A 14326-nucleotide genomic window follows, 5' to 3' on the forward strand; every position below is an offset into this window, starting at 1 on the left:
GCATGGGTTACATGCGGAACACGCCGAAGCGCGTCTGCTGCGGGGCGGCGTTCAGGCTGGCCGACAGCGCCAGGGCCAGCACGCGGCGGGTGTCGACCGGATCGATCACGCCGTCATCCCACAGGCGGGCACTGGCGTAGTAGGGGTGGCCCTGCTGTTCGAACTGCTCGCGGATGGGCGCCTTGAATGCATCTTCTTCTTCGGCCGGCCACTGGCCGCCCTTGGCCTCGATGCCATCGCGCTTCACCGTGGCCAGCACGCTGGCGGCCTGCTCGCCGCCCATCACGCCGATGCGTGCGTTGGGCCACATCCACAGGAAGTTGGGCGAATAGGCGCGGCCGCACATGCCGTAGTTGCCGGCGCCGAACGAGCCGCCGATGACCACGGTGAACTTGGGCACCTTGGCGCAGGCCACCGCCATCACCAGTTTTGCTCCGTCCTTGGCGATGCCGCCCTGTTCGTACTTGCGGCCGACCATGAAGCCGGTGATGTTCTGCAGGAATACCAGCGGGATGTTGCGCTGGGTGCACAGTTCGATGAAGTGCGCGCCTTTCAGGGCCGATTCGGAAAACAGGATGCCGTTGTTGGCGATGATCCCGATCGGGTAGCCGTTCAGATGGGCAAAGCCGGTGACCAGGGTCGCGCCATAGCGCGGCTTGAATTCATCGAAACGCGAGCCGTCCACCAGGCGCGCGATCACCTCGCGCACGTCGTAGGGCTTGCGCGTGTCGGCGGGAATCACGCCATACAGCTCATGCGCCGGCAGCAGCGGTTCTTCGGGCGCCTGCACGGCCATCGCCGGTTCCGGCTTGCGCCAGTTCAGCTGGGCGATGATCGCGCGCACCCGCGCCAGTGCCTGCAGGTCGTTGTCGGCCATGTGGTCGGCCACGCCGGAAATGCGCGTGTGCACGTCGGCGCCGCCCAACTCTTCGGCGCTCACCACTTCGCCAGTGGCGGCCTTCACCAGCGGTGGGCCGCCCAGGAAGATCGTGCCCTGTTCGCGCACGATCACCGTTTCATCGCTCATGGCCGGCACGTAGGCACCACCGGCGGTGCAGCTGCCCATCACGCAGGCGATCTGCGGAATGCCCTGCGCCGACAGGTTGGCCTGGTTGTAGAAGATGCGGCCGAAATGATCGCGGTCCGGGAAGACCTCGTCCTGCAGGGGCAGGAAAGCGCCGCCCGAATCGACCAGGTAGATGCAGGGCAGGCGGTTCTGCTCGGCCACTTCCTGCGCGCGCAGGTGCTTCTTCACCGTGACCGGGTAGTAGGTGCCGCCCTTCACCGTGGCATCGTTGGCCACGATCACGCACTCCACGCCGCTTACCCGGCCGATGCCGGCCACCACGCCGGCTGCGGGCACGGCATCGTCATACATGCCGTGCGCGGCCAGCGGCGCGATTTCCAGGAAGGCGCTGCCCGGGTCGAGCAGGGCGTCGATGCGGTCGCGCACCAGCAGCTTGCCGCGCGCGGTGTGCTTGGCACGTGCCGCCTCGCTGCCGCCCAGCGCGGTGCGCGCCAGGGTGGCGTGCAGGTCGTCGACCACGGCCTGCATGGCCGCGCGGTTGCTTTCAAACGTGTCGCTGCCCGGTTGCAGCTGGGTGTTCAATACGGTCATCGCAGTGGCCTTACAGGGTGCGCTGGAACAGTTCGCGGCCGATCAGCATGCGGCGGATTTCCGAGGTGCCGGCGCCGATCTCGTACAGCTTGGCGTCGCGCCACAGGCGGCCGGTCGGGTATTCGTTGATGTAGCCGTTGCCGCCCAGGATCTGGATCGCCTGGCCGGTCAGCCAGGTGGCTTTTTCGGCGGCATACAGAATGGCGCCGGCGGCGTCCTGGCGGGTGGTGCGGCCCTGGTCGCAGGCGCGCGCCACCGCGTAGACGTAGGCGCGGCAGGCGCCCAGGCCCACGTACATGTCGGCGATCTTGGCCTGGATCAGCTGGAAGCTGCCGATCGCCTCGCCGAACTGGTGGCGCTCGTGCACGTACGGCATCACCACGTCCATGGCCGCGGCCATCAGGCCCAGCGGGCCGCCGGACAACACCACGCGCTCGTAATCCAGGCCGGACATCAGCACGCGCACGCCGCCGCCGACGGCGCCCAGCACGTTTTCTTCGGGCACTTCGCAGTCCTGGAACACCAGTTCACAGGTGGGCGAGGAGCGCATGCCCAGCTTGTCCAGCTTCTGCGCGGTGGAAAAGCCCTTCATGCCCTTTTCCACCAGGAAGGCGGTGATGCCCTTGGCACCGGCGTCCATGTCGGTCTTGGCGTAGACCACCAGCACGTCGGCGTCGGGGCCGTTGGTGATCCACATCTTGTTGCCGTTCAGTACGTAACGGTCGCCGCGCTTGTCAGCGCGCAGTTTCATCGACACCACGTCCGAACCGGCGCCGGGCTCGCTCATTGCCAGCGCACCCACCTTGGCACCGCTGCACAGGTCGGGCAGGAAGCGCTGCTTCTGTTCCTCGCTGCCGTTCTTGCGCAGCTGGTTCACGCACAGGTTGGAGTGCGCGCCATAGGACAGGCCGATGCCACCCGAAGCGCGCGAGATCTCTTCCATCGCCACCACGTGGGCCAGGTAGCCCATGCCGGTGCCGCCGTATTCTTCTTCCACGGTCAGGCCCAGCAGGCCCTGTTCGCCCAGCTTCGGCCACAGCGCCAGCGGGAACTGGTTGCTGGCATCGGCCTCGGCGGCGAGCGGAGCGACCTCGGCGGCGGCAAAATGGGCCACGCTCTGGCGCAGCAGGTCGATCTCTTCGCCAAGATCGAAGTTCAGGGATGGCACGTGCATTGCGGTGGCTCCACGAGGGAAGGTGGGGAATGGACGCACCCGTGAAGGGGGAGCGGGGCCTGTTGAAGGCAGGCCCCGCACGGGCGATTCGGGCCCAGCGTAGCGGGGTTCGATGAAGAAGTGAATACAAATTCAAAAATTGAAACTAGAATCAGAACATGGCCTACAAACGCTCTGCATTGATGGAAGAACGCCTGGCCGGGGCCCGTGAACGGATCCTGCTGGCCACCCGTGCGCTGGTGGCCGCTGGCGGCTGGCGCAACGCCCCGGTGACCGCCGTGGCCACCCAGGCCGGCATGTCCACCGGGCTGATCTACCGGCATTTCCCTTCCAAGGCCGAGCTGTTCGTGGAAGTGCTGAACGCGGCCGTGGCCCATGAAGTGGCGATCATGGAGCGCATTGCCGCCGCGCCGGGGCCGGTGGGCGAGCGCCTGCGCCTGGCCATCACCGCCTTCGTGCGCCGCGCCCTGGCCGGGCCGGGGTTGGCCCATGCCTTCATCGTCGAGCCGGTGGACCCGGACGTGGAGGCCGAGCGCATGCGCGGGCGCCGCGCCTTCGGCGATGTGTTCCTGCGCTTGTTGGAAGAAGGCGTGGCCAGCGGCGAACTGCCGGCGCAGGACACCCATGCTGCTGCCGCGTGCCTGGTGGGGGCGTTCACCGAAGCGATGGTCGGCCCCACCGCGCCCAGCCGCGAAGCACACCGCGACGAAGACGCACTGGTGGACGCGATCTGCAGCTTCTGCCTGCGCGCCGTTGGCGCCCCGCTTTTGTAGCGTCGAGCTTGCTCGACGGTGTCTGTTCGCCGGGCATGGCCCGGCGCTACCCGCGTGCGGCCGCATGTTGCGCCGCACCAGCACGGGCGCCTGTTGTTGCGCGCAAAGCGCGTTCTATACTCGCCCCTACACGCAGTCGCTCAGCCGTGGTCCCACGACTACCAGCCAGGGGTAACGAAGAGTGCGGAATTACGATCTGGAGTTCCTGAAACGCTTTTCCATGGTGATTGCCCTGTTGGCCGCCATCACCCTTGGCCTGATCCTGCTGGCCGCCTACATCCACACGCGTATTCCGCCTGAAGTGTCGCCCACGGCGGCCAAGCGCACCGAGCTGCGCATCGCGCCCACCGGTGCGGTCTACGCCGGCAGCACGGGCGCGGCCGCGCAGGCCGCGGCCAAGGCCGCCGCGCTGGCCAAGGCCGCCGCCCAGGTGGCCTATGGCGGCACCACCGATGGCAAGGTCATCTTCGACAACCTGTGCACCGCCTGCCACACCACCGGTGTCGGCCAGGCCCCCACCCTGGACCACGCGCATTGGGACCAGCGCCTGGCACAGGGCAAGGACACCCTCTACAAGCACGCCATCGAGGGCTACACCGGCCCGGACGGCGGCATCATGCCGCCCAAGGGCGGCAACCCGGCGCTGACCGAAGAGCAGATCCACGCCACCGTGGACTGGATGCTGGGCAACCTGAAATAACCGCCGGACGGGGGAACGGCGAAACGCGCGAACGGGCGAACGCGGGAACGGCGGAACGGGCGAACCGTCGAACGGGGGAACGGGGGAACGGGGGAACGGGGCAACGCCCGGTAGAGTCGACCGTTGGTCGACTGCTCTTTCCAATGCCACCGAACGGCCCGCGCTGCGCGCGATAGTCGACTGACAGTCGACTCTACCCGCCGGTTGCCCCGAGCGCCCCGGACAGCCCCGGACCGCCGCGGACCCGCCGGGTGCCCCGGTTTCCCCTGTCGCGCCCCCCAGCGGCTTTGCCGGCCAAGGCCAAAACCGCCCGCGTCGCGGGGGTTTCGCATTTCAGGGTTAGTCTGTGCGCCTCAATTCATGGAGTCGTGAGTCGATGCGCCGCCGTTCCCTCGCCCTTGCTCTGTCCCTGTTGCTGCCGGCCGCTGCGTTCGCCCAGGCCCAGCCGCAGGCCACGCCGGCTCCGGCCACCAGCCCGGCCCCGCGCAGCAGCGCCACCGTGGTGCTTACCGCGGCCCCGGCCGACTGGCGCACCCTGCAGGGCCAGCACGTGCGCATCGCCGCGCCGCTCACTCTGGCCGGCACCGACGGCCTGGAACGCTTCGGCGAGCTGACCGTGGCCTTCGATGGCCGCCTGTGGCAGCCCAGCGAAGTGGCCGCCCCGGGTACCGCTGGCAGTGAACAGGTGATGGCCGACAACCAGCGCCGCCGCCTGCTGCTGGACGACGGCAGCGACGCCCGTGACCCCGGCAGCGTGGCCTACCTGCCGGGCAACCCGGTGCTGCGCACCGGCATGCAGCTGCGCAACGTGGAAGGCACCGTGCGCGTGGACGCGCAGGGCCGTGCCCGCCTGCAGGTGGACGGCACGTTGCAGCTGCCGGAACTGCAGCGCCCGGCCGTGCCGAAGGTGCCCGGCAGCCTGCAGATCGCGGCGTTCAATCTGGAAAACTTCTTCAACGGCGACGGCCAGGGCGGCGGCTTCCCGACCCTGCGCGGCGCGCGCACGCTGGACGAACACAAGGCGCAGGTGGCCAAGCTGGTGGCCACCATCAGCGCCCTCGATACCGATATCGCCGCGCTGATGGAACTGGAAAACGACGGCTACGGTCCGCAGTCGGCCATCGCCGAACTGGTCGGCGCGCTCAACGCCGGCCTGCCCGCCACGCAGCACTGGGCGTTTGTTGACGCCGGCGAAGGCCCGGGCACCAATCCGATCCGCGTCGGCATCATCTACAAGCGCGGTGCGTTCAAGCCGCTGGGCAAGCCGCTGACCAAACTCGACGGCCCGTTCGCCGAACATAGCCGTGCGCCGCTGGCGCAGGCATTCCAGGGCAGGGGCGCACCGTTCATGGTGGTGGCCAACCACTTCAAGTCGAAGGGCTGCCGCGATGCCAGCGGTGCCGATGCCGACCAGAACGACGGGCAGGGCTGCTGGAATGCCACCCGCGTGGAATCGGCGCGTCAGCTCAACCAGTGGGTGAAGGCCGAAGCCGCGCGCCTTAAGGTGAAGGACATCGTGCTGCTGGGCGACTTCAATGCCTACGCGATGGAAGACCCGATCCGCACCCTGCACGACCTGGGCTGGCAGGATGCGTTCAAGGTGGCCAAGGTCGAGCACCCCTACAGCTACGTCTACAACGGCTACAGCGGCCGCCTGGACCACGCGCTGCTGAGCGCCAGCATGGCCCAGCGCCTGGCCGGTGCCGCCGAATGGCACAGCAATGCCGACGAACAGGACGCCAGCGGCTACCAGGGCCGCAACGTGCAGGGCCCGTGGCGCAGTTCCGACCACGACCCGCTGCTGCTGGGCTTCGACAAATAAGGATTCGCCGGGGCACGCCCGGCGGCTTTCCGTAGAGTCGAGCCATGCTCGACTGCTTTGGGAAGACGCCGGGGTCAGAGCCCATTCCGTTGGAATGGGATCCGACCCCGGTCATGCCTCAACCCCAAGCGATCAAGCCGATCGCCAGCACCGCCAGCGCCAGGCCGGCGCGGTTCCACTTCGTGGTGGCCTCGCCGAAGGCGAACACGCCCACCAGCGCGCCCAGCACCACCACGCCGATGTTCATGCCGGCGAACACCGTGGCCGGGCTGTCCGGCATCGACTGGTGCGCGTGCACATAGAAAAGAATGTTGCCGCCGTTGAGCAGGCCCAGCAGCGCGCCGGCGCCCAGGTTGCGCCAGGCCAGCCGGCTGCGGCCGCTGAAGTGCCGCCACAGCTGCAGCGCCAGCATCAGCACGAAGGCCACGCTGAAACTGGCCAGCACCGCCGCCATCGACGGCGTACCGGACAGCGCCACTTGCTTCAGCAGCACGTCCACCACCGCAAACCCGCCCCATACCCCCAGCAGCCATCCCCAGCCGCCGGGCGAGGCGGCCACGGCCGGCCCGCGCGGGCGCAGGCTGATCGCCACCATCGCCACCAGGCCCAGCGCCAGCCCGGCCAGCTTCCACGGCGTGGCGGTCTGGCCGAAGAACAGGAAGGCCGCGGCCAGTGACAGCAGCAGCGACAGGCGCTGGGCCACATCGCTGCGCACGATGCCGGCCACCGCCACCGCGCGGCCCAGCACCAGGAAAATGGTCGGCAGCACCACCGCCAGCGCCAGCAGCGCGGCCCACGGCGCATGCGGCGCGCGCAGCGCATCCAGCGGCGGTTGCAGCACCGCGGCGGTCAGGGTGGCGGCCACCAGGTAGTTCCAGGTCACCATCTGCGGCACGTCCAGTGCGCGCCGCCCGGCCAGCTTCAACAGCACCGACACCAGCACGCTGCAGATCACAGCCAGGGACAGATAGAGCATGGGGCAGGCACAGGGCAGGGGCGGGGGACGGTATCATGTTGCCATGCGCAATCCCTCGTTCCCCGTTGCTCCCGGCGAAACCGCCTGTCTTGAACTGGACGGCCCGGCCGGCCCGCTGGAAGTGGTGGTCGATCTGCCCAAGGCCGACGTGCCGGCGCAGCCGATCGTGGCCATCGTCTGCCATCCGCTGTCCACCGAAGGCGGCACCTTGCACAACAAGGTGGTGACCATGACCGCCACCACCCTGCGCGAGCAGGGCATCGCCACGGTGCGCTTCAACTTCCGCAGCGTGGGTGGTTCGGCCGGCGACTTCGACCATGGCAATGGCGAACAGGACGACCTGAAGGCCGTGGCCGCCTGGGTGCGCAGCCAGCGCCCGCAGGATCGCCTGTGGCTGGCCGGCTTCAGCTTCGGGTCGTTCGTTTCGCTGAAGGCCGCCGCTGAACTGCAGCCGGAGGCGCTCATCTCGATCGCACCGCCGGCTGGTCGCTGGGATTTCGACGGCGTGCAGCCGCCGGCCCGCTGGCTGGTCATCCAGGGCGAACAGGATGAAATCGTCGATCCGCAGGCGGTCTACCAGTGGCTGGACACCCTGGGCGCGCCGCACGAGCTGGTGCGCATGCCCGACACCAGCCACTTCTTCCACCGCAAGCTGATCGATCTGCGCGGCGCACTTACCCACGGCGTGAAGCACTGGCTGGGCGCGGCGGCATGAACGAGGCGGTGCAGACCCCCTCGCAGCGCTATGCCGCCGGCGTGGCCCGCGGCGACTGGCAGAACGACCCGGCCCAGCACGCGGCCCTGGCCGAGCTGGACCGCATCCACCTGGGGCTGGTGGACAGCGCCGAAGACGGCTGGCTGGACCGCCTGTCCTCGTTCTGGAAGAAGCCCGAGCCGGTAAAGGGCCTGTATTTCTGGGGCGGGGTGGGGCGCGGCAAGACCTTCCTGGTGGACCTGTTCTACGACGGCCTGCCGATCAAGCAGAAGTACCGCACCCACTTCCACCGTTTCATGCGCAGCGTGCACGAGCGCCTGCGCGAGCACCAGGGGCAGAGCGACCCGCTGGCGAAGATCGCCCAGGAATGGCGCAGCAACCTGCGCGTGCTGGTGCTGGACGAGTTCTTCGTGACCGACATCGGTGATGCCATGCTGCTGGCGCGGCTGCTGGAGCGCCTGTTCGCCGAGGGTGTGACCCTGGTCACCACCTCCAACACGGCGGTGGAAAACCTGTACCTGAATGGCCTGCAGCGCGAGAGCTTCATGCCGGCCATCGGCCTGCTGCAGCGCTTCTGCGTGGAGCTGTATGCCGAAGGCACCGAGGACTACCGCATGCGCGCGCTGACCCGCTCGCCGGTGTACCGCGCGCCGCTGGCCGCCGACAGCGACGACTGGCTGGGCAGCCGCTGGGGCGAGCTGAGCGGTGGGCAGGCGGCCAAGGCCGGCAACATCGAGATCGAGGGCCGCAAGATTCCGGTGCGGGCCCGCGGCAAGAGCATTGCCTGGTTCGATTTCGCCGCCCTGTGCGAAGGCCCGCGCGGCCCGTCGGATTACATCGAGATCGCGCACGAGTTCAACACCGTGCTGCTGGGCGGCATCCCCGCCTTCGACCGCCTGAACGAAGATGCCGCGCGCCGCTTCGTGAACCTGATCGACGAGCTGTACGACCGCCACGTCAACCTGGTCTGCACCGCCAGCACCTCGCCCATCGAGCTGTACAGCGGCCAGCGCCTGCAGGGCGCCTTCGAGCGCACCGCCTCGCGCCTGATCGAAATGCAGAGCGCCGAATACCTGGGCACCCCGCACCGGGCGTGAGGGCCGGCCCCCGGCCCGCATTCGCCTTTGTAGAGTCGAGCCATGCTCGACTGCGCCTGGCGACGCGCGGTGCCAACGATGGTCGAGCACGCTCGACGCTACGGATCGCCGGCCACCTGCACGCCCTCGCTGCGTTTGATCAGCCGCAGCGGCTGCCCCTGGTAGCGCACCTCCAGAGCATCGTGGGCCTCGGCCACGGCGGCCACCAGCGGGCACAGCGCCTGGGCGCTGGCCTCGATGCGCTCGGCGCGGCCTTCCAGCTGCTGTTCCATCTGCGCGTCCAGGCGGTCGGCGCGCTCCTCCATCGTCTCGCTGCGGCCGGTGACCATCTGCCAGAGCATGCTGCGGGCGATGGACGCGGACAGCGATTCGGCCATGTCCTGCACCCTGGCCTCGAAGCCCGGCCCGAACACCGCCTGTTCCCAATAGCCCTTGCCCAGCGTGCCGCCGATCCAGTCATCGGCCTGCCGGCGCAGGCGCCGCACCTTGCGGCTGTTGGCGGTGCCGGTGAGGCCCTCATAGACCCCGTCGAGCACATCGAAGCTCAGTCCGCTCACTTCATGGGCCAGCGCCGTGGCCGCCGGCATCAGCTGCCGCGCCCCGGCCTCCATCTGCCGCAGGCGGGCGGCGTCGGCCTCGCTGACCGGCACGACCGTGTCGTCCAGGCTCAGCACGCCATCGTGGAACACCACCTCGTGCGGCGCCTGCGGGCCATGCCGCAGCCAGATGCCACCACTGTCCACCAGCACGTCGTAGTCGGTGCGCATGCCGCACTGGTCCGAGCGCAGCTGCGGGGCGTCGCCGGCCATCACCGGGGCGGTGGCCAGACAGCCCAGCAGGGCCAGGGCGGGCAGGGTCAGGCGCATGGTGGAATCCTTTCCGGTCAGTGCAGGGTCCCAGCATCCCGTGCACAGAAGGCGACGTCACCGGTCCGGCCATACAGGCTTTCCCACCGACTGCCCACCACCTATCCACAGGGTTGTCCCTAGCCAGCTTCATCACTGTCATGTGAAGCTGTCATTGTTCCGTTTGCGCAGCACGTTGTACCGCGCTTGTGACGCCTTTCGGTCTTGACTGCGCAGGCGGTTCCAGCAGGTCTGAAGCGTCCAAACGCGCCGCCGATGGCATGATCCTTGCGCCGCAAGGGATTACCAGATTTCACTACATTTGGCGTTGACGGCCCCCTCTACCCCCACTATCTTGTGGCCGTCGGTCGCAGCGACCCCAAGTGCCGGGGTCCCCGGCAGTACCGTTCCGCGACCGTCACCGGCAGTGGCAGGCGCAGGGTCTCAATCCCTGCGACGCCCTCCTGCCACTCTGGGGCGTCAGGTCCCAGGTCGCGTCACCCCGATGCATCGAGCACCCCCCATCACGCCAAGAGGACACACGCCGTGACCACCGAATCCAGCGCCACCATCGAAAAGGAAAGCGAATTCCTGTTGACGTCGCCGCCGACGTCCAACGCGATGAGCGTGACCAAGCGCAATGGCACGACCGAGCTGGTGGATCTGAACAAGATCGTGCGCGCGGTGCAGCGTTCCTCCGAAGGCCTGCACGCGGTCGATCCGATGCGCGTGGCCACCCGTACCATCTCCGGCCTGTACAACGGCGCCACCACCCGCGAACTGGACGAACTGTCCATCCGCACCGCCGCCCTGCTGATCGGTGAAGAGCCCGAGTACGGCCGCCTGGCGGCGCGCCTGCTGGCCAACTACATCGCCAAGGAAGTGTCGGGCCAGGAAATCTACGCCTTCTCGCAGTCGGTCAGCCGTGGCCACGAAGTGGGCCTGATCAACGACCGCCTGCTGAACTTCGTGCAGACCAACGCGCGCAAGCTCAACGATGCCATCGACATCTCGCTGGACCTGAACTTCGATTACTTCGGCCTGCGTACCCTGTACGACCGCTACCTGCTGCGCCACCCGCACACCCGCAAGGTGATCGAGACCCCGCAGCAGTTCTTCCTGCGCATCGCCAGCGCGCTGAGCGAAGACGTGTCCGAAACCCTGGCGCTTTACAAGCGCATGGGCAACCTGGACTACCTGCCGTCCAGCCCGACCCTGTTCAATTCCGGCACCACCCACGAGCAGCTGTCCTCGTGCTTCCTGCTGGATTCGCCGCAGGATTCGCTGGAATCGATCTATTCCAAGTACGGCGACATCGCCCAGCTGTCCAAGTTCTCCGGCGGCATCGGCGTCAGCTACACCCGCGTGCGTTCGCGTGGTTCGCTCATCAAGTCCACCAACGGCCATTCCAACGGCATCGTGCCGTGGCTGAAGACCATGGATTCGTCCGTGGCCGCGGTGAACCAGGGTGGCAAGCGCAAGGGCGCGGCCTGCGTGTACCTGGAAACCTGGCACGCCGATATCGAGGACTTCCTGGAGCTGCGTGACAACACCGGTGACGAAGCCCGCCGTACCCACAACCTGAACCTGGCCAACTGGGTCCCGGACCTGTTCATGAAGCGCGTCGAGGCCGACCAGGAATGGTCGCTGTTCGATCCGCGCGTCGTGCCGGAGTTCACCGACCTGTTCGGCGAAGCCTTCGAGCAGGCCTACGTGCAGGCCGAAGCGCAGGGCAAGGCCAACCGCACCATCTCGGCGCGCAAGCTGTACGCCCGCATGATGCGTACCCTGGCCGAGACCGGCAACGGTTGGATGACCTTCAAGGACAAGTGCAACCGAGCCAGCAACCAGACGCTGCGCCCGGGCAACGTGATCCACCTGTCCAACCTGTGCACGGAAATCCTGGAAGTCACGTCCAACGATGAAACCGCGGTGTGCAACCTGGGTTCGATCAACCTGGGCAACCACTTCGACGAGCACAACGAGTTCGACTTCGAGAAGCTGGCCGAGACCGTGCGCCTGGCCGTGCGCCAGCTCGACCGCGTGATCGACCTGAACTTCTACCCGATCGAAACCGCCCGCCGCGCCAACCTGCGCTGGCGTCCGGTCGGCCTGGGCTGCATGGGCCTGCAGGACGTGTTCTTCCGCAAGCGCCTGCCGTTCGACAGCGCCGAAGCCCGCGCCCTGTCGAAGAAGATCGCCGAAACGATCTACTTCCACGCCCTGGAAACCTCCTCGGAGCTGGCCCAGGAACGCGGCAAGCACCCGTCGTTCAACGACACCCGTGCCGCCAGCGGCGAACTGCAGTTCGACGCCTGGAACGTGGTGCCCGAAGACACCGCGCGCTGGGATGCCCTGCGCGAGCGCATCAAGGAACACGGCCTGCGCAACTCGCTGATGATCGCGATTGCCCCGACCGCCACCATTGCCTCGATCGCCGGTTGCTACGAGTGCGTGGAACCGCAGGTGTCCAACCTGTTCAAGCGCGAAACCCTGTCCGGTGACTTCCTGCAGGTCAACCGCTATCTGGTGAACGAGCTGAAGAAGCTGGGCCTGTGGACCGCCGACATGCGCGATGCCATCAAGCTGGCCGAAGGTTCCATCGCCGGCGTGGCGCAGATTCCCGAAGCCCTGCGCCAGGTCTATCGCACCGCGTGGGAACTGCCGATGCGTTCGCTGATCGACATGGCCGCCGAGCGTGGCGCCTTCATCGACCAGTCGGCCTCGCTCAACCTGTTCATGGAAAGCCCGAACATCGGTGCGATGTCGTCCATGTACATGTACGCGTGGAAGCAGGGCGTCAAGACCACCTACTACCTGCGCTCGCGTCCGGCCACCAAGATCGCCAAGACCACGGTCAGCACCTACACCCCGACCGAAGCGGTGGCCTGCTCGCTGGAAAACCCGGAAGCCTGCGAGGCGTGCCAATAAAAAAGAAGGGCCCCGAGCTGTAACTCGGGGCCCTTCTGATGCTTCACAAAACGTCCATAACCACTTGGGCGGGACGTCTTTGATCGGCTACTTCGACTAAGAAGCGGGGTCACTATACCGCTATCTGTGGTCCGATCAAAGTTCGAAGCTCAGGTACTTCGTGTACAGGAGTAATCGTTATGAGCAAGAAGCAAGACCGCATGGTTTATCGTCGTGAAGACGGTCAGTGGGCGAACAAGCGCAATGATTCTGATCGTGCATCAAGCTTGCACGGGACGCAGGCTCAGGCTGAAGAGAGCGCTCGTAGAATGCTTTTCAACCAGGGCGGTGGCGAGCTGACCACCAAAGGCCGCGATGGATTGATCCGTAGCAAGGACACCATCGCGCCCGGACGTGATCCGTTCCCGCCTCGGGATACTGAACACTAAGCTGAACCTGAAGGTATTGCCTTCAGTGGAAGTAAGATGGGCACAAGGAAGTGCCCGATTCACAATCATTTGATTCAACTTGCAGTGTTGAGAAATCGCACTGCCGAACATGCGAGACACCCATGGCCGACAAGCCCAAGCAGATGCTGCTCGATCCCGGTTTTGAACTGACCCTGCGCCCGATGCGCTACCCGCAGTTCTATGACATGTACCGGAACGCGATCAAGAACACCTGGACGGTGGAAGAGATCAACTTCCAGATCGACATCACCGACCTGCACAGCAAGATGTCGCCGGGTGAGCGCCACCTGATCCACCGCCTGGTGGCGTTCTTCGCCACCGGCGATTCGATCGTGTCCAACAACCTGGTGCTGAACCTGTACCAGCACTTGAACGCGCCCGAAGCGCGCATGTACCTGTCGCGCCAGCTGTACGAAGAAGCGCTGCACGTGCAGTTCTACCTGACCCTGCTCGACAACTACCTGCCGGACCCGGAAGAGCGCGTCAAAGCCTTCGCCGCGGTGGAAAACATCGACTCGATCAAGAAGAAGGCCGACTTCTGCTTCAAGTGGATCGACTCGATCCAGGACCTCAAGCGCATCGAGACCCGTGCCGAGCGCCGCCAGTTCCTGCTGAACCAGATCTGCTTCGCCGCGTGCATCGAAGGCCTGTTCTTCTTCGCCGCCTTCGCCTACGTGTACTACTTCCGTTCGCGCGGCCTGCTGCCGGGCCTGGCCTCGGGCACCAACTGGGTGTTCCGCGATGAGAGCGCGCACATGGACTTCGCGTTCGAATCGGTGCGCGTGGTGCGTGAGGAAGAACCGGACCTGTTCGACGAGGAAATGAAGCAGCAGGTCTATGACATGCTGGCCGAAGCCATCGAATGCGAAGTGCAGTTCGCCGAGGACGTGCTGTCCGGCGGCGTGGCGGGCATTTCCACCCGCGACATGCGCCAGTACCTGCAGCATTGTGCCGACCAGCACTTCGCCAAGCTGGGCATGGAAAAGAAGTACAACGTGCGCAACCCGCTGCCGTTCATGGAACTGCAGGACGTGCAGGAACTGACCAACTTCTTCGAACGCCGCGTCTCGGCCTACCAGGTGGGCGTGCAGGGCGAAGTCGCCTTCGACATGAACTTCTGATCGAAGCGGTCACCCCGGTTGCAACGAAGAACCCCGGCCAACGCCGGGGTTTTTCGTACAGCGGCCCCCGGTCTTACAATTGCCGCACCCCACACCCTGGCCACC

General features: G+C 66.6%; 12 protein-coding genes. 8 read left to right on the forward strand and 4 right to left on the reverse strand.

All coding sequences use genetic code 11. From position 1 onward, the window contains the following. Positions 1-7: 7 nt before the first annotated feature. Positions 8-1618 (reverse strand): carboxyl transferase domain-containing protein, encoded by a 1611-nt coding sequence (locus C1933_RS01035; RefSeq protein ID WP_108751830.1) that lies wholly within the window; start codon positions 1616-1618, stop codon positions 8-10. Positions 1619-1628: 10 nt separating this feature from the next. After that, positions 1629-2792 carry an isovaleryl-CoA dehydrogenase gene (locus tag C1933_RS01040; protein ID WP_108751831.1) on the reverse strand — a complete coding sequence of 388 codons (1164 nt, stop codon included), beginning with the start codon at positions 2790-2792 and terminating at the stop codon, positions 1629-1631. 158 nt (positions 2793-2950) lie between these two features. Between C1933_RS01040 and C1933_RS01045 the strand changes: the two genes are divergently transcribed. The 3 genes from C1933_RS01045 to C1933_RS01055 all read left to right on the forward strand — a co-directional run bounded on the left by C1933_RS01045 (position 2951) and on the right by C1933_RS01055 (position 6087). Further along, positions 2951-3565 (forward strand): TetR/AcrR family transcriptional regulator, encoded by a 615-nt coding sequence (locus C1933_RS01045; RefSeq protein ID WP_108751832.1) that lies wholly within the window; start codon positions 2951-2953, stop codon positions 3563-3565. A 181-nt stretch (positions 3566-3746) separates the two neighbouring features. Further along, positions 3747-4265, forward strand: a complete 519-nt coding sequence (locus C1933_RS01050; RefSeq protein ID WP_108751833.1) for a c-type cytochrome — start codon at positions 3747-3749, stop codon at positions 4263-4265. A 376-nt stretch (positions 4266-4641) separates the two neighbouring features. Beyond that, a complete protein-coding gene (locus tag C1933_RS01055; RefSeq protein WP_108751834.1) occupies positions 4642-6087 on the forward strand; it encodes an ExeM/NucH family extracellular endonuclease in 1446 nt (481 codons plus the stop codon). 118 nt (positions 6088-6205) lie between these two features. Here the strand turns inward: C1933_RS01055 and C1933_RS01060 are convergent, their stop codons facing one another. Next, positions 6206-7063, reverse strand: coding sequence for a hypothetical protein (locus tag C1933_RS01060; protein ID WP_108751835.1), 858 nt, complete (start codon positions 7061-7063; stop codon positions 6206-6208). A 43-nt stretch (positions 7064-7106) separates the two neighbouring features. Between C1933_RS01060 and C1933_RS01065 the strand changes: the two genes are divergently transcribed. Together C1933_RS01065 and zapE are read left to right on the forward strand one after the other, a co-directional pair. Continuing rightward, the gene (locus tag C1933_RS01065) at positions 7107-7778 is read left to right on the forward strand and encodes an alpha/beta family hydrolase (protein WP_108751836.1); all 672 of its coding nucleotides are present in this window, start codon (positions 7107-7109) and stop codon (positions 7776-7778) included. Next, positions 7775-8875 carry a cell division protein ZapE gene (gene zapE / locus C1933_RS01070; protein WP_108751837.1) on the forward strand — a complete coding sequence of 367 codons (1101 nt, stop codon included), beginning with the start codon at positions 7775-7777 and terminating at the stop codon, positions 8873-8875. The genes C1933_RS01065 and zapE overlap by 4 nt, the downstream gene beginning before the upstream one ends. Positions 8876-8973: 98 nt before the next feature. On the opposite strand, the gene C1933_RS01075 is transcribed toward zapE, so the two are convergent. Next, complete coding sequence (locus C1933_RS01075) at positions 8974-9741, reverse strand: DUF2884 family protein (protein ID WP_108751838.1); 768 nt, start codon at positions 9739-9741, stop codon at positions 8974-8976. Positions 9742-10266: 525 nt separating this feature from the next. On the opposite strand from C1933_RS01075, the gene C1933_RS01080 reads away from it, so the two are divergent. The 3 genes from C1933_RS01080 (at position 10267) to C1933_RS01090 (ending at position 14221) form a co-directional block, all read left to right on the forward strand. After that, complete coding sequence (locus C1933_RS01080) at positions 10267-12651, forward strand: ribonucleoside-diphosphate reductase subunit alpha (RefSeq protein WP_108751839.1); 2385 nt, start codon at positions 10267-10269, stop codon at positions 12649-12651. Between the two features lie 179 nt (positions 12652-12830). Further along, complete coding sequence (locus tag C1933_RS01085; protein WP_108751840.1) at positions 12831-13079, forward strand: DUF2188 domain-containing protein; 249 nt, start codon at positions 12831-12833, stop codon at positions 13077-13079. A 122-nt stretch (positions 13080-13201) separates the two neighbouring features. After that, positions 13202-14221 carry a ribonucleotide-diphosphate reductase subunit beta gene (locus tag C1933_RS01090; protein WP_049433139.1) on the forward strand — a complete coding sequence of 340 codons (1020 nt, stop codon included), beginning with the start codon at positions 13202-13204 and terminating at the stop codon, positions 14219-14221. Positions 14222-14326: the final 105 nt, after the last annotated feature.

Origin of the sequence: Stenotrophomonas sp. ZAC14D2_NAIMI4_6 (genome assembly GCF_003086875.1) — a bacterium.
GTDB lineage: Bacteria > Pseudomonadota > Gammaproteobacteria > Xanthomonadales > Xanthomonadaceae > Stenotrophomonas.

What these genes read in the sequence shown, in the direction of transcription:
- C1933_RS01035 (WP_108751830.1), bottom strand. Translation starts at nt 1,618, where the DNA reads ATGACCGTATTGAACACCCAGCTGCAACCGGGCAGCGACACGTTTGAA.
- C1933_RS01040 (WP_108751831.1), bottom strand. Translation starts at nt 2,792, where the DNA reads ATGCACGTGCCATCCCTGAACTTCGATCTTGGCGAAGAGATCGACCTG.
- C1933_RS01045 (WP_108751832.1), top strand. Translation starts at nt 2,951, where the DNA reads ATGGCCTACAAACGCTCTGCATTGATGGAAGAACGCCTGGCCGGGGCC.
- C1933_RS01055 (WP_108751834.1), top strand. Translation starts at nt 4,642, where the DNA reads ATGCGCCGCCGTTCCCTCGCCCTTGCTCTGTCCCTGTTGCTGCCGGCC.
- C1933_RS01060 (WP_108751835.1), bottom strand. Translation starts at nt 7,063, where the DNA reads ATGCTCTATCTGTCCCTGGCTGTGATCTGCAGCGTGCTGGTGTCGGTG.
- C1933_RS01065 (WP_108751836.1), top strand. Translation starts at nt 7,107, where the DNA reads ATGCGCAATCCCTCGTTCCCCGTTGCTCCCGGCGAAACCGCCTGTCTT.
- zapE (WP_108751837.1), top strand. Translation starts at nt 7,775, where the DNA reads ATGAACGAGGCGGTGCAGACCCCCTCGCAGCGCTATGCCGCCGGCGTG.
- C1933_RS01075 (WP_108751838.1), bottom strand. Translation starts at nt 9,741, where the DNA reads ATGCGCCTGACCCTGCCCGCCCTGGCCCTGCTGGGCTGTCTGGCCACC.
- C1933_RS01085 (WP_108751840.1), top strand. Translation starts at nt 12,831, where the DNA reads ATGAGCAAGAAGCAAGACCGCATGGTTTATCGTCGTGAAGACGGTCAG.
- C1933_RS01090 (WP_049433139.1), top strand. Translation starts at nt 13,202, where the DNA reads ATGGCCGACAAGCCCAAGCAGATGCTGCTCGATCCCGGTTTTGAACTG.